At 68.8% G+C, this 17772-nt stretch carries 18 protein-coding genes and 1 other RNA gene; 10 read left to right on the top strand and 9 right to left on the bottom strand.

Annotated features, from left to right (window positions below; translation table 11 throughout):
- Positions 1-101: 101 nt before the first annotated feature.
- From NI1_RS19805 to NI1_RS19795, 3 genes are all read right to left on the bottom strand, one after another.
- A complete protein-coding gene (locus NI1_RS19805; RefSeq protein ID WP_084523447.1) occupies positions 102-1052 on the bottom strand; it encodes a cobalamin biosynthesis protein in 951 nt (316 codons plus the stop codon).
- Positions 1053-1299: 247 nt separating this feature from the next.
- Entirely contained in the window at positions 1300-2241 is a 942-nt protein-coding gene (locus NI1_RS19800) for an SURF1 family cytochrome oxidase biogenesis protein (RefSeq protein ID WP_067823797.1), read from the bottom strand.
- A 20-nt stretch (positions 2242-2261) separates the two neighbouring features.
- Entirely contained in the window at positions 2262-2762 is a 501-nt protein-coding gene (locus NI1_RS19795; protein WP_067822901.1) for a low molecular weight protein-tyrosine-phosphatase, read from the bottom strand.
- Positions 2763-3136: 374 nt separating this feature from the next.
- Between NI1_RS19795 and cobC the strand changes: the two genes are divergently transcribed.
- Entirely contained in the window at positions 3137-4231 is a 1095-nt protein-coding gene (gene cobC / locus NI1_RS19790; protein ID WP_084523445.1) for an Rv2231c family histidinol phosphate aminotransferase CobC, read from the top strand.
- 30 nt (positions 4232-4261) lie between these two features.
- Complete coding sequence (locus NI1_RS19785; RefSeq protein ID WP_067823791.1) at positions 4262-5416, top strand: Nif3-like dinuclear metal center hexameric protein; 1155 nt, start codon at positions 4262-4264, stop codon at positions 5414-5416.
- Between the two features lie 85 nt (positions 5417-5501).
- Here NI1_RS19785 and NI1_RS19780 read toward each other — a convergent pair whose 3' ends face one another.
- Complete coding sequence (locus NI1_RS19780) at positions 5502-5945, bottom strand: OsmC family protein (protein WP_067822899.1); 444 nt, start codon at positions 5943-5945, stop codon at positions 5502-5504.
- 167 nt (positions 5946-6112) lie between these two features.
- Between NI1_RS19780 and NI1_RS19775 the strand changes: the two genes are divergently transcribed.
- Both NI1_RS19775 and NI1_RS19770 read left to right on the top strand, forming a co-directional pair.
- The gene (locus tag NI1_RS19775) at positions 6113-6850 is read left to right on the top strand and encodes a zinc ribbon domain-containing protein (protein ID WP_067822895.1); all 738 of its coding nucleotides are present in this window, start codon (positions 6113-6115) and stop codon (positions 6848-6850) included.
- An 85-nt stretch (positions 6851-6935) separates the two neighbouring features.
- Positions 6936-8186: a bifunctional RNase H/acid phosphatase gene (locus NI1_RS19770; protein WP_067823787.1), complete on the top strand. Its 1251-nt coding sequence runs from the start codon at positions 6936-6938 to the stop codon at positions 8184-8186.
- A 3-nt stretch (positions 8187-8189) separates the two neighbouring features.
- Here NI1_RS19770 and NI1_RS19765 read toward each other — a convergent pair whose 3' ends face one another.
- On the bottom strand, positions 8190-9077 hold the full coding sequence (locus tag NI1_RS19765; RefSeq protein ID WP_067822892.1) for an alpha/beta hydrolase: 888 nt from the start codon (positions 9075-9077) through the stop codon (positions 8190-8192).
- Positions 9078-9107: 30 nt separating this feature from the next.
- On the opposite strand from NI1_RS19765, the gene rnpB reads away from it, so the two are divergent.
- From rnpB to NI1_RS38020, 5 genes are all read left to right on the top strand, one after another.
- Positions 9108-9519, top strand: an RNA gene (rnpB, locus tag NI1_RS19760) — RNase P RNA component class A.
- A 91-nt stretch (positions 9520-9610) separates the two neighbouring features.
- Positions 9611-10429 carry a slipin family protein gene (locus tag NI1_RS19755; RefSeq protein ID WP_067822889.1) on the top strand — a complete coding sequence of 273 codons (819 nt, stop codon included), beginning with the start codon at positions 9611-9613 and terminating at the stop codon, positions 10427-10429.
- A 391-nt stretch (positions 10430-10820) separates the two neighbouring features.
- Positions 10821-11147 carry a hypothetical protein gene (locus NI1_RS19750; RefSeq protein WP_067822886.1) on the top strand — a complete coding sequence of 109 codons (327 nt, stop codon included), beginning with the start codon at positions 10821-10823 and terminating at the stop codon, positions 11145-11147.
- Between the two features lie 15 nt (positions 11148-11162).
- A complete protein-coding gene (locus NI1_RS19745) occupies positions 11163-12614 on the top strand; it encodes an RNB domain-containing ribonuclease (protein WP_067822883.1) in 1452 nt (483 codons plus the stop codon).
- Between the two features lie 7 nt (positions 12615-12621).
- Positions 12622-12789, top strand: a complete 168-nt coding sequence (locus tag NI1_RS38020; protein WP_157535216.1) for a hypothetical protein — start codon at positions 12622-12624, stop codon at positions 12787-12789.
- A 4-nt stretch (positions 12790-12793) separates the two neighbouring features.
- Here the strand turns inward: NI1_RS38020 and NI1_RS19740 are convergent, their stop codons facing one another.
- The 4 genes from NI1_RS19740 to panB form a co-directional block, all read right to left on the bottom strand.
- Complete coding sequence (locus tag NI1_RS19740) at positions 12794-13684, bottom strand: CHAD domain-containing protein (protein ID WP_067822880.1); 891 nt, start codon at positions 13682-13684, stop codon at positions 12794-12796.
- Entirely contained in the window at positions 13685-14641 is a 957-nt protein-coding gene (gene pip / locus NI1_RS19735; protein ID WP_067822877.1) for a prolyl aminopeptidase, read from the bottom strand. It lies immediately after the preceding gene.
- Complete coding sequence (locus NI1_RS39415) at positions 14641-15117, bottom strand: hypothetical protein (protein WP_245663312.1); 477 nt, start codon at positions 15115-15117, stop codon at positions 14641-14643. The genes pip and NI1_RS39415 overlap by 1 nt, the downstream gene beginning before the upstream one ends.
- 148 nt (positions 15118-15265) lie before the next feature.
- A complete protein-coding gene (gene panB, locus NI1_RS19725) occupies positions 15266-16120 on the bottom strand; it encodes a 3-methyl-2-oxobutanoate hydroxymethyltransferase (protein WP_067823785.1) in 855 nt (284 codons plus the stop codon).
- 123 nt (positions 16121-16243) lie between these two features.
- Between panB and NI1_RS19720 the strand changes: the two genes are divergently transcribed.
- Complete coding sequence (locus NI1_RS19720) at positions 16244-17764, top strand: alpha/beta hydrolase (RefSeq protein WP_067822871.1); 1521 nt, start codon at positions 16244-16246, stop codon at positions 17762-17764.
- The last annotated feature ends 8 nt before the right edge of the window (positions 17765-17772 follow it).

Below are 17772 nucleotides of genomic sequence, written 5' to 3'. Positions count from 1 at the left end.
GTTCCCACTCGCCCATTCCGGCTTGTCACCGAACCGACGAAACCGATCGGACAACTGTGACATTCCGCCGGTGGGGGAGCGCATCAGACCCGGCATCAAGATCAGTTCGGGCGCCGGCGGCGCGCCGCCAGCACCAACGCCGCGGCCAGCGCCGAAGCGAGCTGCACCGCCTCCGAAAGCCTTACGGCGCGGCGCAGATCGCGAACCTCGGGGATCGGGCCGTCGCCGAGGGTCGGGCGCATCTCCGTGCCGTGCCGGTACTGTGTGAGCCCGCCGAGCGTGACACCGAGCGCCCCGGCCATCGAGGCTTCGGCGACACCGGCATTCGGGCTGGGATGCTTCCCGCCATCGCGCCGCCACGCCCGCCACGCATCGGCGGGCCGCCCGCCCGCCAACGGAGCGAGGACGGTCGTGAACGCCCCGGCAATCCGCGCGGGAGCCAGATTCGCCACATCATCGGTACGCGCGGCCGCCCACCCGAAATTGCGGTACCGATCATTGCGATACCCGACCATCGCATCGAGCGTATTGATCGCGCGATACCCCAGCAGCCCCGGAACCCCGGCCACCGCACCCCAGAACAGCGGCGCCACAGTCGCATCCGAAGTGTTCTCCGCGATCGACTCCAACGCCGCCCGCGCCAGCCCATCGGCATCCAGCACCGAGGGATCGCGTCCGCACAACGAAGGCAACAACTCCCGCGCCCCCTCGATATCCCCCGACTCCAGCCGCTCCGCCATCTCGCGCCCGGTCCGAGCCAAAGTCGTTCCGCCCAGCACGGTCCACGTAGCCAACGCCGTCACCCCGATCTCAGCTGCCGCGGACCGCCCAACAATGCGCCGCACCCCGATCCCCAGCCCCGTCACCGCCCCGACGAGCACGACTTCATTGACAACACCGGCCACCCGGCTATCCCGATAGGTGACCTTCTCGACCGCCATTGCCGCCGACCCGAACCCGGCCACCGGATGCCCGCGCCGCGGATCCCCGACCGCCCGATCCAAAGCGAAACCGAGCAGCATCCCGCCAGCGGCAGCAGTCCTTTTTCTCACCAGGCGAGGTTAGCCACTGAGCTTCCAGACGTAATGCCGACCGTCTCGGTGCGGTGCGACCGTCGTGGCTCCGACCGCAGTGGTCGCCCCGATCACCGCGGTCCGCTCCGTGCCGGGGTGAACAGCTGCCGCTATCGCCTTCGTGGTGCGTTGTCCGGGACCGGACCGCGTGCGCTGGGGGAATGTCTTGCGACGATTCGGATCCGGCGGGGCCGAGTAGGCGGCGGGTGCCGCGGCCTCGGCTCGATCAGCGGCGGGTGCCGCCGTAGCGGTCGGCGAGGCGGGCCTCATTGGAGACCGGCTTGGGTTGCGGTGCGGGGGAATCGGGATCGGCCGGGAGGGGCGCTTCCGTGGCGGGCGTGCTCGTGGGTGCCGGGGCCGGGGACTCGGTGGCCGCGGACGCGGGGGAATTCGGTTCGGCGGGGGCGGATTCGGCGCGTTCGCGGCGGCGGGCCCGGATTTCGGCGTAGACGAAGTAGGCGAGGCCGAGGGGGGCCATGATGCCGAAGGCCAGCCATTGCAGGCCGTAGGAGAGGTAGGGGCCGGCGTCGAGCTGGGGGAGGGGGTCGGGGGTGAAGACGCCGGGTTGTTTGTCGGCGAGTTGCAGGTAGCCGCCGCGGGCGTCGGTGGGGATGGGGGTCAACGGGACGCCGAGGACAGTCGATTCCTGGACGGTGTCGATCGAATAGACCTGGCGGTAGCCGTCTTCGGTGACCGGGGGCTTGGATTCGACGATGCCCTCCGAGGCGCGGACGCGGGCCTCGAGGTGCTGGCGGCCGGTGGGCGGGGCCGGGATCTGGGGCGGGCGGGTGCCGTCCACGGCGGCGATCTGGCCGCGATCGATCAGCACCGTGCGGCCGTCGTCGAGGCGGAAGGCGGCGAGGGCGGTGTAGGCGGGGGCCGAATCCAGGTGGCGCAGGCGGACCAGAACCGTGGAGTCGGGGACGTATTCGCCGTCGGCGGTCACCCGCCGCCATTCGGTGTCCTTACCGGACTGGCCGAGCATGGTGGTCACGTCGACGGGCGCGGCATCGACCGAATCGGAGATGCGCTGATTGCGCTCGGAGGTGCTGGTGTTCTTGCCCAGCTGCCACGGCGCGAGCACCGAGAAACACAGGTACGCGAAACCGGCGACGATCACCGCCAGAATGATCCAGCTCGGGCGCAACAGAAAGGTGACTCGGCGCAGCGGCGAGGGTTTCGCGTCACTCATGCGCGATCGCTCTCGGGCGATTCGCCGAGCTGCTCCCGCACCCAGTTCAACAGCCCCGGCACCGCGGCCTCGATCTGCTCCCGCACCAACACGAAATCCGACTGGTCGCCGTAGTACGGGTCGGGCACGCTGATGCTGTCCGCTTGCGGATCGAAATCCCGCAGCAGCATCCGACGCTCCGACGGCACCCCCAGTTCCCCCAGCTCACGCTCGTGCCCGGCATCCAGCGCGACCAGCAGATCCGCACTCAAATGCTCGGCCCCCACCACGGCGGCGACATGCCCGACCGGATACCCGTGCTCCCGCAACTCCCGGGTAGTCCGCGGATCGGCGTCGTCACCCACATGCCAGCCACCGGTCCCGGCACTGCTCACCCGCACCCGATCCGCCAGCCCGGCCCGCTCCAGATGCGCGGCGAAGATCTTCTCCGCCATCGGGGATCGACAGATGTTCCCGGTGCAGATGAATGTCACATGCAGCTCGCCCACGACAGCCATTCTGTCCGGTCCGCCCCGAACCCGGCCACGTAGGGTGGACTGCTGTGCCGCAGGACACCCACCACCCCGACCCCGCCGCGCCCGAACCGGCGGCCCACACGGCCGGGCGGATACCGGGGGACCCCGCACCCGCACCACGAGGCGGTAGCGCCGAATCAAGTCCGGGCGCGGAAGTCGAGGCGGTGCCGGTTGGGTATGCGTTCGACGCACGCGCGGTCATTGACGCACCTGCGGACGTTGACGCACCCGCGGACGTTGACGCACCTGCGGTCGTCGACGACGCGGCAGCTGCGTCCGTTGCTGCGGTGACTGCGACCGACGGTGATGGGTCCGTGGCCGGTACCCAAGCCGCCTCATCCGGCGGTCGAGTCAGCATGGCACCGGTTCCAGGTGATTCGCATGTCGCCGAGGCGGCTGGGCACGGTTCCGGCGGTGCCGGACACGGCGTTGACCGGGAGAAGCTGCGGCATCACGGGGATGTCGAGACGCGGCCGGGGATGGTCGATTTCGCGGTGAACGTGCAGGGCGATGCGCCGCCGGACTGGTTGCAGGAGCGGCTGAGTGCCCGGCTGGGGGACTTGGGGCGGTACCCGGATGCGGGTGAGGAGCGGGCAGTCCGGGAAGTGGTGGCGGCTCGGCACGGGCGGCGGGCCGAGGAGGTGCTGTTGCTGGCGGGGGTGGCGGAGGGGTTCGCCATGTTGCCGCGATTGGGGGCGAAGCTGGCGGCGGTGATCCATCCGTCGTTCACCGAACCCGAGCTGGCCTTGCGTGAAGGTGGGGTGCCGGTGACGCGGGTGGTGTTGGAGCCGCCGTACACGCTCGACCCAGCACTGATGCCGGAGGACGCGGATCTGGTGGTGGTGGGGAATCCGACCAATCCCACCTCGGTGCTGCATCCGGCGGTGGCGTTGCTGGCACTGCGGCGGCCCGGGCGGATCGTGGTGGTGGACGAAGCGTTCACCGATGCGGTGGCGGGGGAGCCGGAGACAATGTCCGGCAAGGACTTTCCCGATCTGCTGGTCTTCCGCAGCCTCACCAAGACGTGGGCGCTGGCCGGGTTGCGGTGCGGGTATGCGCTCGGCGCGCCGGAGGTGCTGGCGCGGTTGAATCACGGCCGGCCGCATTGGCCTTTGAGCACACTGCAATTGGAGGCGATCGCCGCCACGGCGGAGCCGCGTGCGGTGGCCGAAGCGCAGCGGAAGGCGGAAGTCATTGCCGCGCATCGCGATGCGATGATTCCGCGCTTGCGCGAACTCGGGGTCGAGGTGCACGAACCGGCGGCCGGACCGTTCCTGTGGATCCGCGTTCCCGATGCGGAACTGCTGCGGAAGCGGCTCGCGGACATGGGGATCGCGGTGCGACGGGGAGATACCTTCCCCGGTGCCGAAGCCGGGCAGCTGCGGCTGGCGGTGCGGGAACCCGCGCGGGTGGATCGGCTGGTCGCGGCGATCCGCGAGATCGGATTGTGAGAACGTAATTTTCGGCGTGCGGCGCCGATGATGACGGTGACGTGTGGAGGAGGTTCGGTGACGGTGCGGTTGGCGGAGCTGATCTCGGCGCTGGACGCGGCATACCCGCCGCGACTGGCCGAGTCGTGGGATTCGGTCGGCCTGGTGGCCGGCGACCCGGATGATGCGGTATCCCGGGTGCTGTTCGCGGTCGACGCCACATCGGCCGTGGTCGACGAAGCGATCGGCTGGGGCGCACAGGCATTGGTGGTGCATCACCCGCTGCTGCTGCGCGGGGTGGATACGGTGGCGGCGTCCACGCCCAAGGGTGCGTTGGTGCACAAGCTGATCCGTTCGGGGTGCGCGCTGTTCACGGCACACACCAACGCGGACTCGGCCGACCCGGGCGTCTCGGATGCGCTGGCACAGGCCATCGGGCTGACCGTCACCGGCCCACTGGACCCGAAACCGTTGACGCCGCTGGACAATTGGGTGGTGCTGGTGCCGCGCACCCACACCGAAGCGGTACTGACCGCGCTGTTCGCCGCCAGCGCCGGGACGGCCGGGAACTACTCGGACAGCGCGTGGCAAGTGTCGGGCACCGGGCAGTACCGCCCGCTCGACGGCGCGAACCCGGCACTCGGCGCGATCGGCGAATTGCGGCAGCTGGCGGAGGACCGCATCGAAGTCGTCGCCCCGCCCTCACGCCGGGCCGCCGTCCTGGCCGCACTGCGCGACGCGCACCCCTACGAGGTCCCCGCCTACCACGTCACCGAACAAGCGCCGCTGCCCTCCGGCTTGGGCATCGGCCGCGTCGGCGAACTCCCCGCCCCGGAATCGTTGCGCGAGTTCACCGCCCGCGTCCGCAAGGGGCTGCCCACCACCACCTGGGGCGTCCGCGCCGCCGGCGACCCGGACCGCATCATTCGCACGGTCGCCGTATGCGGCGGCGCGGGTGACTCGTACCTCGGCAAGGTCGCCCGCCTCGGCGTGGACGCGTACGTCACCTCCGACCTGCGCCACCACCCCGCCGACGAGCACCTGCGCGCCGGCGGCCCCGCACTGATCGACGCCGCCCATTGGGCGACCGAATTCCCCTGGTGCGCACAGGCGGAGGGGGTGGTGCGCGCCGCGCTGCCGGGTGTGGAGACGCGGGTGTCGGCGCTGCGCACCGATCCGTGGACGATCGGTGCGGGGGAGGGCTGACGAAGCATCGGAGTTTTGCTCCACTTCGAGCCCGATTCGGTCGGAAAACTGACGAACAGGCCGTGAAAGTGGAGCAAAACTCCAATCAGGCTGCGGTGACGGTTGACTCGTGGGCTACGGGGAAGTTCACGGAATTCGCGATGAAGCACTTCTTATGTGCTTCGGCGTGCAGTTGCTGCGCCGCATCCACCATGTGCGGTTCGGTGACGGTGACGTGCGGCCGCAGTGTGACGTGCTGGAAGCGTTCCTCATCCATGACGCCCACGGCATCGTCGCGGTATTCGGTGACTACGACTCCGGCCTCCACGCACAGGTGGAGATACCAGAGCATGTGGCAGTCGGAGAGCGAGGCGACCAGCAGCTGCTCCGGATTCCAGCGGGTGCGATCGCCGCGGCCGACCACGGGGTCCGCGCTCGCCTCCAGGCTGGGCCGTCCCGCGGCGTGCAGCAGGTGATTGCGGGAGTAGTCGCGGTAGCCGGTGGTCGCACCCGACCAGGTGACCGAGACCTCGTACACATGTTCAGCCATCCACCGACCATCTCACACGCGGCCGGTGATGTCCCCGGAAAATCAGCCCGTCACAGCCATGCTCGCGAGTAAAACCGCTGGTTGTGCCGGGGTTGGGTATTGCGGGGCCCGGAGGCGGGTACGGTGGGAGTCTTGAACCGTCCATAGCGTCCAGGAGACCTTCCGCGTTGAATGCCGAACCATCGATCCAGTCCAAGCTGCTCGACCTCGCCGCTGTCGACGCCGAGTTGACGCGGATCGGGCATCGCCGCAAGGTGCTGCCGGAGCAGCAGCAGGTGACGGATCTGGAGGCGGAGCGGACCACGCGTAAGGACGCCGCCGTCAAGGTCGAGATCCTCATCGATGACCTGGATCGCGATATCCGCAAGCTGGAAGGCGAGATCGACGCCGTCCGCAAGCGTGAGGAACGTGACCGCGGGCTGCTGAGCGCCGGTGCGGTGAACGCCAAGCAGCTCTCGGAATTGCAGCACGAGCTGGGCAGCCTGGAGCGGCGCCGCAAGGTCCTGGAAGACGATCTGATCGAGGTGATGGAGCGGCGTGAGGCCGCGGCCGCCGACCACGATCACGCGGGTGCGAACCTGGATCGCGCCGAGACCGATCTGGTGGATGCCGAACGCCGCCGCGACGCCGCCGTCGCCGATCTCGATGTGGCACAGCAGCGTTGCGAATCCGACCGGCAGGCGCTGACCCGCCTGTTCCCGGCCGACCTGCTCGCCGCCTACGACAAGCAGCGCACCCAGTACGGGGTCGGCGCGGCGCTGTTGCAGGCGCGCCGCTGCGGAGCCTGCCGCATCGAGCTCGATCGCGGGGAGATCTCGCGCATCACCCAGACCGCCCCCGACGTGGTCGTGCGCTGCCCCGAATGCAGCGCGATCCTGGTGCGCACCAAGCAGTCGGGACTGTAGCAAGCCGCCCGCGCTGCGCGGGTGAACGCCGATGACGGCCCGTGACCGCGGGCCGTTTTCCATGCCTGGAGGGTGAACTGCGGTGGTGGACAAGGTGATCGTCGAAGCCGACGGTGGATCGCGCGGCAATCCCGGCCCCGCCGGATACGGCGCGGTGGTGTGGGACAGCGGCCGCCTGGCCGTGCTGGCCGAACGCAAGGAATTCCTCGGCGTCGCCACCAACAATGTCGCCGAATACCGCGGCTTGATCGCCGGTCTGGAAGCCGCCGCCGAACTCGGCGCCCGCGAAGTCGCCGCCCGCATGGACTCCAAACTCGTCGTCGAGCAGATGTCCGGCCGCTGGCAGGTCAAACACCCGGCCATGATCCCGCTGGCGGAACGCGCCCGGCAGCTGGTCGCCGGCTTCGACCGCGTCACCTTCGAATGGATTCCCCGCAAACAGAATTCGCACGCCGACAAACTGGCGAACGAAGCCATGGACGACGCCCATCTGGTCGACGAAGTCCGCGACGCGCTGCACACGGGATCGGCCGTGCCCGCACCCACCGCCGGACGGCCGGACCCGGACCAGGTCCGAACCGCCGTATTCGACGCGGCACCGGTGCCGGTCGTCGATCTCGCCGCAGGCGCCGGCCCGGATGCCGCGGCGGCGCCGGAGGGCATCAGCGGTTCCGAAGGCGGCGGCGTGGCAGCCTCCGCCGCGCCGGGGTGGACCGGGGCGGTGGGGCGGCCGACCAGGTTGCTGTTGCTGCGGCACGGGCAGACGGAATTGTCGGTGCAGCGGCGGTATTCGGGGCGGGGGAATCCGGCGTTGACGGCGCTGGGGCGGGAGCAGGCGGCGCGGGCGGCGGAAAGCCTTGCGGCCAAGGGGGATATCGCGGCGATCGTGTGTTCGCCGTTGGGGCGCGCGAAGGAGACGGCGGAGGCGGCCGGGCGGGCGCTGGGGGTGCCGGTACGGGTGCTCGAGGGGTTGATCGAGACCGATTTCGGTGCGTGGGAAGGGCTTACGTTCGCCGAGGCGCAACAGCAGGATCCGGAGCTGCATTCACGGTGGCTGGGGGATCCGTCGCTGCCCGCGCCGGGCGGGGAGAGCTTCGATCAGGTGCGGGAGCGGATCGAGGGGGTGCGCCGCGATCTGGTGGCGTTGTACCCGGGCGCGAATGTGCTTGTGGTGAGCCATGTCACGCCGATCAAGACGCTGCTGCAACTGGCCCTGGGTGTCGGGCCGTCGCTGCTGTATCGCCTGCACTTGGACTTGGCGTCGCTGTCCATCGCCGAGTTCTATCCCGACGGCGGCTCGTCGGTCCGCTTGGTCAACGACACCTCGTACCTGTAATCCTCAGGGCCGCAAAGTGGCGGTGAGAAACTCGATCTGGTCGTGGACGGCCTTCTCGAACCAGTCGTCGAAGTAGATGTCGAAATGCCCGATGGGATAACGGCGTACGGTCGCGTGCTTGGTGCGCTCGGCGGCCTTCAACGTGGGCCCGGCGGGCGCGACCGAATCCTGATCGCAGACGGCGTAGAACACCGGCGCCTTGATGTCCTTGACCCGGCGCGCGGGGGAGTCGAAGAGCGCCGACAGGCCGATGCGCGCGGGCACCTTGGGCCGGTACTGCGTGGATTCCTCTGCGAGACGGCCGAATCCGGCGGGCACGTCGGCGGCGCTCATCAACGCGGCGGAGTGTTTCTTACCGGCCAGCCGGGCGTGGATGGGACGGCCGAAGAGCGAGCCGAAAACCCGGTCGGTCAAGGCGATGGTGCCGGTCTTGGTCAGGCTGATCGGCCCCTTCGCCATGGCCGAGGACCAGCCGCTGGTGAACGGGCACTGCGCCACCACCGCGGCGAGGTAATGGTCGTCCGGCGCCACCGACAGCACATGCCCGCCGCCGAACGAACTGCCCCACAGCGCGATTCGGGTGGCATCGATACCCCGGATGGTGCGCGCGTACGCGATCGCGGCATGCCAGTCCTCGCGCTGCCGCCCGATATTGATCAACTGCCGCGGTTCACCCGTACTCGCCCCGAAATGCCGGTAGTCGAATACCAGCGCCGCCATCCCCGCGTTCGCGAAGCGCCGCGCATACCGATCCAACCCCATTTCGCGATCCGCCCCCAGCCCGTGCCCCATGACCACCAACGGCCGCGGGCGAGCCGGTCCATCGGGGAGATACAGCCAGCCCGCACACTGCTCGCTACCCGAAGAGAACCCCACCTCGACACGCTCCATGGCGCATTACGGTACCTTGGTGCCCGCGGACGAGTCGGTCGGGCGGTCGCGGCGATGGGAACGGGTACGGCTGTGCCGCTGCCCGTCGCCGAGGAAAGTCCGGACTCCGTAGAGCAGGGCGGTTGCTAACGGCAACCCGGGGCGACCCGCGGGACAGTGCCACAGAAAAGAAACCGCCCACACGCCATGTGTGGGTAAGGGTGAAACGGTGCGGTAAGAGCGCACCAGCGCGCCGGGTGACCGGCGCGGCTAGGTAAACCCCGCCCGGAGCAAGGTCGAAGGCCGGACTCGCGAGAGTGCGGCTGCGCAGGCGTTCGAGGGCTGCTCGCCCGAGCCTGCGGGTGGACTGCTCGAGGCACCCGGCAACGGTGTGTCCAGATGGATGACCGTCACCCGGTCGCGAGACCGGGGACAGGATCCGGCTTACAGACCGACTCGTCCGCCCCCTGTCCACGGGGGTGCCGCGGTGCCATGATGGATGGTGATCGGGGACGGATGTCCCTGACACAGCGGTAATTTCGCGGAGCGAACAAATGAACGTTCTGTTTGCCCTCCTCGCCGTGCTGGCCTTCCTCGTGGTCACCGCGGGCGTAGTGGCGCTGGCTTCGATTCGGGTGGTCGCCCAATACGAGCGCGGACTGGTATTCCGGCTCGGCCGGGTGCGAGCGGTGCGCGAACCCGGACTGCGCATGCTGATTCCCGGCGTGGACCGCATGGAAAAAGTCTCCGTGCAGGTGGTCACCATGCCGGTGCCCGCCCAGGAGGGCATCACCCGCGACAATGTGACGGTCCGGGTGGACGCGGTGGTGTATTTCCGGGTGATCGATCCGGTGCGCGCCGTCGTCGAGGTGGAGAATTATCTGTTCGCCGTCGGTCAGGTCGCGCAGACCTCACTGCGCTCGATCATCGGCAAGAGCGAACTCGACGATCTGCTGTCCAATCGCGAAGAGCTCAACAAGGGCCTGGAATTGATGATCGACAATCCGGCCCTGGGCTGGGGCGTGCACATCGATCGCGTCGAGATCAAGGATGTGGCGCTACCGGATTCGATGAAACGCTCCATGTCCCGGCAGGCCGAGGCGGAGCGGGAACGCCGTGCCCGCGTCATCTCCGCCGAGGGTGAACTCCAGGCGTCGGAGAAGCTCGCCGAGGCGGGCGCGCGCATGGCGCAGGCGCCGGCCGCGCTGCAACTGCGTTTCCTGGAAACCGTGGTCCAGGTTGCGGCGGAAAAGAATTCGACCCTGGTGCTGCCGTTCCCGGTGGAGCTGCTGCGTTTCCTGGACAACCCCGCGGTGCGCGACGCCGTCGCCGCCGCCGCGCCCGACGACGAGAAAACGCCCGACGAAAGATGAGGACGCCACCATGTCCGTGCTGATCCAGCCGCTGGCGGTGCTGGTGCTTTTCGCCATCGCCTATCTGCTCAAATTCCTGTCCGCGGCCCTGCCGGGCGGCCTGCGCGATCGATAGCGAGCGCGCATCACCGAATCGCATACAGCTATCGCCTGCTCGGGCGGGGTGACCGACACCGCTCTCGGCTCCGCTGTGCGCAGACCGCCGGGTTGGATGACAATGGCGGCGCGTCACCTGGCGTGTACCGGCGCGGCACGGCGTGTCGAGCTGGCGATCTGCTCGGAACTAGCCCCGAACGTGATCGGCGTCATAAAGTGTTGCGCGTTGGAAAGTTCCGTTGCGGCTGCAACGGGCGAAGGGCTCAACAATCGTCGGAAAGCAGGTCTCGTCTAAATGCGAATTGCTCGTAAGTTGGCAGCGGGTGCGCTCCTCGCCGCTGCTGCTTCCGTTGTGCTGGGTGCCGGTTCCGCTTCGGCGTTCTCGGTGACCCCGCTGCCGGGTGGGGTGCAGGTCGACCTCACCCCCGCGGATACGCAGTGGGTGGCGAACTCCCACATCGGGCAGGCTATCGCGGGTCTGCCGCACGCCTCGGCCGCGTCGTTCGGGCAGGCGCTGGATTCCGCGGCGTACCTGTCGTCGCAGTATCCCGAAGGCCGCGTCGTCTTCACCGTCTACGGTCCGTTCGACACGCTGAACGGCACCATGCTGGCGTTGCAGTAGGAGTAGCTTCCACTCGTGGAACTACATCAGCGGATCGTTTCGGCGCCGGTCGATTTCGGCGCCGTCCGAGCCGAATTCGGACTCGCCCCGGAGTATCCCTCCGGGGCGGTCTCCGAAGCCCGCGACGCGACCGACGAATTCGCCGCCGCCCGGCTGGACCGGCGTGACATACCGCTGGTCACCATCGACCCGCCCGGCGCCATGGATCTGGATCAGGCGCTGCATCTCGAGAAAACCCCCGACGGCTTCAGATTGCATTACGCGATCGCCGATGTCGCCGCCTTCGTGAAAACCGATGGCGCGCTCGCCCGCGAATCCCTGGTCCGGGGCGAGACTTTCTACTTCCCCGACGGCACCGTGCCGTTGCATCCGCACGTTCTATCCGAGGACCGGGCGAGTCTGCTGCCCGATGTGGACCGCCCGGCGGCCCTGTGGACCATCGAATTGGACGAGAAGGCCGAGCCGCGAACATATTCGGTGACCCGTGCGCTGGTGCGTTCCCGGGCGCGACTCGACTACGCGGGCGTGCAGGCCGACGCCGATGCCGGGCGGCTGCATCCGTCCATCGCCGCACTGCCCGAATTCGGCCGGCTGCGTATCGAATCCGGCCTGGCGCGCGGCGCGATCAACCTGCGCCTGCCCTCGCAGAGCGTCATCCGCGACGAGAACGGCGCCGGCGGCGTCGACCACTGGCAGCTGGTGCTGGAACCGCGCACCGCCGCCGACGACTGGAACGAGCAGGTATCGCTCCTCACCGGCATGTGCGCGGCGCGAATCATGCTCGACGGCAAGGGCTCCGAGCAGCTCGGGCTGTTGCGCACCATGCCGCCGCCCGCCGCCTCGGCCATCGAATCCATGCGCCGCACGGCCGCCGCGGTCGGCGTGGCCTGGCCCGCCGAGGTCTCCGCCGGCCGCATGCTCGCCGGCCTGGACCCCAATACCCCCGCCGCGCTGGTGCTCATGTCCGAAGCCACCAGCCTGCTGCGCGGCGCCTCCTACACCATCCTGAACGGCCAGCCCCCGGAGACCGTGCAGCACAGCGGCATCGGCGCACCGTACGCCCACGTCACCGCCCCGCTGCGCCGGCTGGCCGACCGCTACGCCACCGAGATCTGCCTCGCGCACTGCGCGAATACCCCCATCCCGCAATGGGTTCGTGACGGCCTGCCGCCGGTGACCGAGTCCATGCGCCGCGCCGACGCCACCGCGGGCAAGGTCGAACGCGCCTGCATCGACCTCACCGAGGCGACCGTGCTGGCTCCGCGCCTGCACACCGACTTCGACGCGGTGGTCGTGCGCGAAGCCAACGGCACCCGCCCCGCCGAGATCTTCATCGCCGATCCGCCCGTACTGGCCAAATGCACCGGCAACCCGCCGGAGGGGCAGCACGTGAAAGTCCGCCTGGCGGTGTCGGATCCGCCGACCCGCACGGTCACCTTCGCCTACCCGGCCGAGGCGCCGGCGTAGCTCACCGGTGCGCCGGCATCCGATACTGCTCGCCGTACTGCTGCTGCATCGCCAGCTGCTGCTGTCGTTCCAGCTCCGCCTGCGCCCGCCTGCGCTCCTCTTGCCCGCGCACAAGGACGAACCGGTGGTGCACCTGACGCCCGCCCCGAACGGCGAGCACGCGCGGCTGAACTGACCGGCTAGAGCGGGTGATGCCGGAGGAATTCGATGGCGACCGGGTACTCCTCGAGCGCCTTCGCCGCGGCGGCTTCCTCGGCATCGCACATGCGCTGATAGCCGGTTTCGCCGACGTGCTCGGCGTGGGTGCGCAGGGTTTCCAGGGCTTCGACCGCATCGCGATGGTCGCCCAGCACGCCCTGGAGTTTCTTGGCATTGCGGGCCAGCGCGGTGGCGGGCGCGCCCAGCACGGCCTCGGCCGCCTCCGCGGCATACCGCAATCGCTTTGCGGCCTTACGGATTTCGTGCAGATGCTCGATGTGGTTCGGATCGTCCGGGGCGGGTTCGTCGTGTACCAGCTGCCGCAGGTCCCGGAAGTCCGAATGCAGCACGGCCTCGAACACCTCCGGCGCGGGCTGCTCGGCGTGCTTCGAGCGCAGCGGGGGATCGGTGATCAGGGCGCGCAGCCGCGCGGTGATCAGGTGATAGCGGCGGCTGTCGAAGGCATCCAGCACCGCGTGATGCGCCTCGGTATAGGTCCGGCGTTCCGCGGCCACCAGCTCCGCGCCGAAACTGGTTTCGGGCGTGGACTTCTCGTCCGGCGATGTCGTCTCTCCGCCGGAGCCGGCCGCCTCGCCGAGCAGCGCGGCGAAGCGTTCGGCCCGCACCTCCGCGTCCCGCGCCACCCCGAGCAGCCCGGCCAGCCATCGCAATTCGTCGGTGGTCTCGCGGATCGCCTTGCGCCGCATGATCCGGCGATAGGACTTCAATACGCTGCGCAGCCGCCGGGTGGCCACCCGCATGCTGTGCACCGAATCCGGAAGATCCTGGCGCACAGCGGGTTCGGCTTCACGCAGCCGGTCCACGTCGGAGGTGAGGGCTTCGACCAAGGCGGGACCGGCTGCGGCGCTCATCTAATTCCTGTACTTGTCCGTGGCTTCCACCAGATGGTGGGTGATGCCGGGTTCGGCGGCGGCATGACCGGCATCGGGCACCAGGTGCAGTTCCGAATTCGGCCAGGCCCGGTGTAGATCCCAGGCGCTCACGGCCGGGCACACCATGTCGTGGCGGCCCTGCACGATCACCCCGGGAATGTGCGCGATGCGCTCGATATCGCGCAGCAGCTGCCCCTCGTCGAGGAAACCGAAGTTGTGGAAGTAATGGTTCTCGATCTTGGCGAAGGCCAGCGCGAAGCGCGGATCGGCGGATTCCTCGACCCGATCCGGTTGGGGCAAAAGGGAACTCGTGGCGCCCTCCCAGGTGGACCACGCGACGGCCGCGTCGGTGGCGAGCTTCGCATCGGGGGAGTGCAGCAGCCGGTGATAGACCTGGATCATGTCGCCGCCGCGTTCGCTCGCCGGCACCGGCGCCAGGAACTTCTCCCACTCGTCGGGGTACACGAACCCCGCCGAGCCATTGTAATACCAATCGATTTCCTTGCGCCGCAACAGGAAAATCCCGCGCAGCACCAACTCCGTCACCCGCTCCGGATGGGTTTGCGCATACGCCAGCGCCAGCGTCGAACCCCAGGAACCGCCGAACACCTGCCAGGCTTCGACGCCCAAATGCGTTCGCAGCCTTTCGATATCGGCCACCAGATGCCAGGTGGTATTGGTCTCCAGGCTCGCGCCGTCGGCGATGTGCGGCACCGATTTCCCGCACCCGCGCTGATCGAACAGCACGATGCGATAGGCCGCCGGATCGAAGAACCGCCGGTGGAACGGCGCGGTCCCGCCGCCCGGCCCACCGTGCAGGAACACCACCGGTTTGCCCTCGGGATTACCGCTGACCTCCCAGTAGATGCCCTGACCGTCCCCGACCTCCAGCACGCCCTGCTCATGAGGTTCGATCGGCGGGTACAGGGTTCGCATCAGCCGACCACGCCCTGCGCCAGGCTCGAGATCTGGAGGGCCGAGAGCGCCTGATCACGCACATCCGAGCAGTTCGCCTGGGTGACTCGATCCAGCACGTCCTTGTCGGAGAGCATCTGGATATTGATGCCGCCGTTCTTCAGCGCCCACTCGTGCGCGGTGGCATTGAGCGCGATCTTGCCCAGCGTCGGGCCCTGCACCCGCCAATCCGAGAGCTGCGGGCGGAGCAGATCGCACAGGCTCTTGGCGGCCTCGTCGGAGACCGTCAGCTGGGTACCGTTCGCCTTGCCGCTGGTGGTCGCGCCGCCGGAGGTGGTCGGCTTGGCCGAGCTGCCGCCCGGTGCGGTGGTCGAAGAGCCCTGCGGCTGTGACGATCCGGTGTTGTCGGTGGAATTCCCCCCGCAGGCGGCGGTCAGCGCGACGGCCGCCACCGCGGCGGCCAACAGTGGCACGCGCCGGGTCCGGCGACTGCTCATCCAACGGCTGTGCATGTGTTCCCTTTGGTCGATCGGGCTCATTGGACATCGAGTCTGCCATCAAAACCTGGCCGGGGTCTGTGAAGACAGCCAAGAAAAAGAGAGTCGATAGCCATCGGCTATCGACTCTCTGCGAGGGGGTCGCGGATCAGAAGCTGTGCTCGGCCCCGGGGAAGGTCCCGCGCCGCACCTCGTCCGCGTAATCGGCGGCGGCGGAACGCAATTGGTCGCCCACCTCGGCGAAGCGCTTGACGAACTTGGCGGTCTTGCCGCTGGTGTAACCGGCCATGTCCTGCCAGACCAGCACCTGCGCGTCGCAATCGACGCCGGCGCCGATGCCGACGGTCGGAATGGTCAGCTTGCGCGTCACCTGACCGGCCAGCTCGGCGGGGACCATCTCCATCACCACCGAGAAGGCCCCGGCCTCCTGCACGGCGATGGCATCGGCGACCAGCTGCTCGGCCCCGTCGCCGCGGCCCTGCACCCGGAAGCCGCCGAGGGTGTTGACGCTCTGCGGGGTGAAGCCGATGTGCGCCATCACCGGAATGCCGGCGGCGGTCAGCTTGGCGATGGTGCCGGCGACCCGCTCGCCGCCCTCCAGCTTGACCGCGTGCGCGCCGCCCTCCTTCATGAACCGGACCGCGGTCGCGAGAGCCTGCTCGGGGGAGGATTCGTAGGTGCCGAACGGCAGATCCGCCACCACCAGGGCGTGCGGGGCGCCGCGCACCACGCCGCGCACCAGCGGAATCAGCTCATCGACGGTGATCGGGACGGTGGTGTCGTAGCCGTAGACGACGTTGGCGGCGGAGTCGCCGACCAGCAGCACCGGGATGCCGGCCTCTTCGAACAGGCGCGCGGTGGAGTAGTCGTAGGCGGTGAGCATGGACCAGCGCTCACCGTCGGCCTTCATCTGCTGCAAGTGGTGGGTGCGAACCTTGCGCTTGGGCTTCTTCTCGGCCGGAGCAGCGCCGTAGGCAGGGGTTTCCGCATCGGATACGGACATCATCGTCCCTTTCGTCGTGGCCTCGAGGCCCGTATCGGGTCCCCGGGTTTTGCTGACCAATTCAGTCTGCCATCGCAGACGCCCCGTTCCGAGATGGAATTCCTCACATGCCAACATTCCTGCATGGCGTTGATGCGAACCGGCCGGACCGCGCTCCTGGCGACGGTGCTGGCGATGACGGCCGCCGCGTGCTCCACCGTGGTGGACGGGAACCCGACGGGCGAGGCTCCGGCGGGATTGGAGAAGTTCTACAGCCAGCAGCCGAACTGGGGCAGCTGTGACGAGTTCACCGGCGGTGAAGCGCCCGCCGTCGTGCAGTGCACGCGGGTGAACGTGCCCGTCGACTACGCGAATCCGGGCGGCGCGACCGCGCAGATCGCCATCTCGCGAATCAAGGCCACCGGCAATCGGATCGGCTCGCTGCTGGTCAATCCGGGCGGGCCCGGGGTCTCCGGCCTGTCCATGGTCGGGCTGGGGGAGAACACCCAGCTCGCCGAACGCTTCGACCGCATCGGTTTCGATCCGCGCGGCATCGGGGCCTCGCTGCCCGCCATCGCCTGCTTGACCCCGGCCGAGACCGATGCCGAACGCGCCGAAGCGCCCGAGGACAATTCGCCGGCCGGGATCGCCGCCTCGGAGACCGAGAACAAGGATTACGCGAACAAATGCCTGGAGCGCAGCGGTAAGGATCTGCTCGCTCATGTCGGCACCCGGGAAGTGGTGCAGGACATGGATGTGATCCGGGCGGCGCTCGGCGACCCGAAGCTCAGCTATATCGGGTACTCCTACGGCACCCGGCTCGGCTACAGCTATGCCGAGAAGTTCCCGCAGAACGTGCGCGCGCTGGTGCTCGACGGCGCGTTGAACCCGCAGCAGGATCCGGTGCAGGAATCGGTTTTGCAGGCCGCCAGCTTCCAGAAGGTGTTCGACACCTATGCCGCCGATTGCGCGCAGCAGCCGGACTGCCCGCTGGGCACCGATCCGGCGCAGGCGGTGGCGCGGTTCCGGGCGCTGGTGAATCCGTTGTGGGACAAGCCGGTTCCGACCAAGGATCCGCGCGGGCTGCATTACGGGGACGCCATCACCGGGGTGCAGCAGACGCTGTACTCGAATCGCATGTGGCCGCGGCTGACCAAGGGCCTGAAGGAATTGGCGGCCGGGCAGGGCGACACGCTGCTGGAGCTGGCCGATCAGTACGACGGCCGGATGCCGGACGGCAGCTACGACAATTCCGCCGATGCGTTCAATGCCGTGCGCTGCGTGGACGATCCGCCGGTCACCGACCGGGCGGTCGCGGCCAAGCAGGATGCCGAATACCGCCGCGTCGCACCCTTCCTCGACGACGGCAAGGGCACCGGGGCCGCCCCGCTGGAACTGTGCGCCAACTGGCCCGTACCCAATACCTCCACCCCGCACGCGCTTTCGATCCAGAATCTGCCCAAGACCGTGGTGATCTCCACCACCGAGGACCCCGCCACGCCGTACCAGGCGGGCGTGGACCTGGCCAAGGAGCTGGGCGCCGCGCTGATCACCTATCGCGGCACGCGACACACGGTGTCGCTCTCGGGCATCGCCTGCGTCGACGATCCGGTGATCGCCTACCTCGTGGACCTGAAAGAACCCAGCCCGGGTCTTACATGCTGAAGTTCGCG

Source organism: Nocardia inohanensis NBRC 100128, assembly GCF_001612945.1.
Classification (GTDB): Bacteria; Actinomycetota; Actinomycetes; order Mycobacteriales; family Mycobacteriaceae; genus Nocardia; species Nocardia inohanensis.
Note: the sequence above shows the minus strand (reverse complement) of the source record. Positions and strands in the feature narration are given on the sequence as shown.

Coding starts and splice junctions, on each gene's coding strand:
- NI1_RS19795 (WP_067822901.1), bottom strand. CDS start 2,762: ATGGCTGTCGTGGGCGAGCTGCATGTGACATTCATCTGCACCGGGAAC.
- cobC (WP_084523445.1), top strand. CDS start 3,137: ATGGCACCGGTTCCAGGTGATTCGCATGTCGCCGAGGCGGCTGGGCAC.
- NI1_RS19785 (WP_067823791.1), top strand. CDS start 4,262: ATGACGGTGACGTGTGGAGGAGGTTCGGTGACGGTGCGGTTGGCGGAG.
- NI1_RS19780 (WP_067822899.1), bottom strand. CDS start 5,945: ATGGCTGAACATGTGTACGAGGTCTCGGTCACCTGGTCGGGTGCGACC.
- NI1_RS19765 (WP_067822892.1), bottom strand. CDS start 9,077: ATGGAGCGTGTCGAGGTGGGGTTCTCTTCGGGTAGCGAGCAGTGTGCG.
- NI1_RS19755 (WP_067822889.1), top strand. CDS start 9,611: ATGAACGTTCTGTTTGCCCTCCTCGCCGTGCTGGCCTTCCTCGTGGTC.
- NI1_RS19750 (WP_067822886.1), top strand. CDS start 10,821: ATGCGAATTGCTCGTAAGTTGGCAGCGGGTGCGCTCCTCGCCGCTGCT.
- NI1_RS19740 (WP_067822880.1), bottom strand. CDS start 13,684: ATGAGCGCCGCAGCCGGTCCCGCCTTGGTCGAAGCCCTCACCTCCGAC.
- pip (WP_067822877.1), bottom strand. CDS start 14,641: ATGCGAACCCTGTACCCGCCGATCGAACCTCATGAGCAGGGCGTGCTG.
- NI1_RS39415 (WP_245663312.1), bottom strand. CDS start 15,117: ATGAGCAGTCGCCGGACCCGGCGCGTGCCACTGTTGGCCGCCGCGGTG.
- panB (WP_067823785.1), bottom strand. CDS start 16,120: ATGTCCGTATCCGATGCGGAAACCCCTGCCTACGGCGCTGCTCCGGCC.
- NI1_RS19720 (WP_067822871.1), top strand. CDS start 16,244: ATGGCGTTGATGCGAACCGGCCGGACCGCGCTCCTGGCGACGGTGCTG.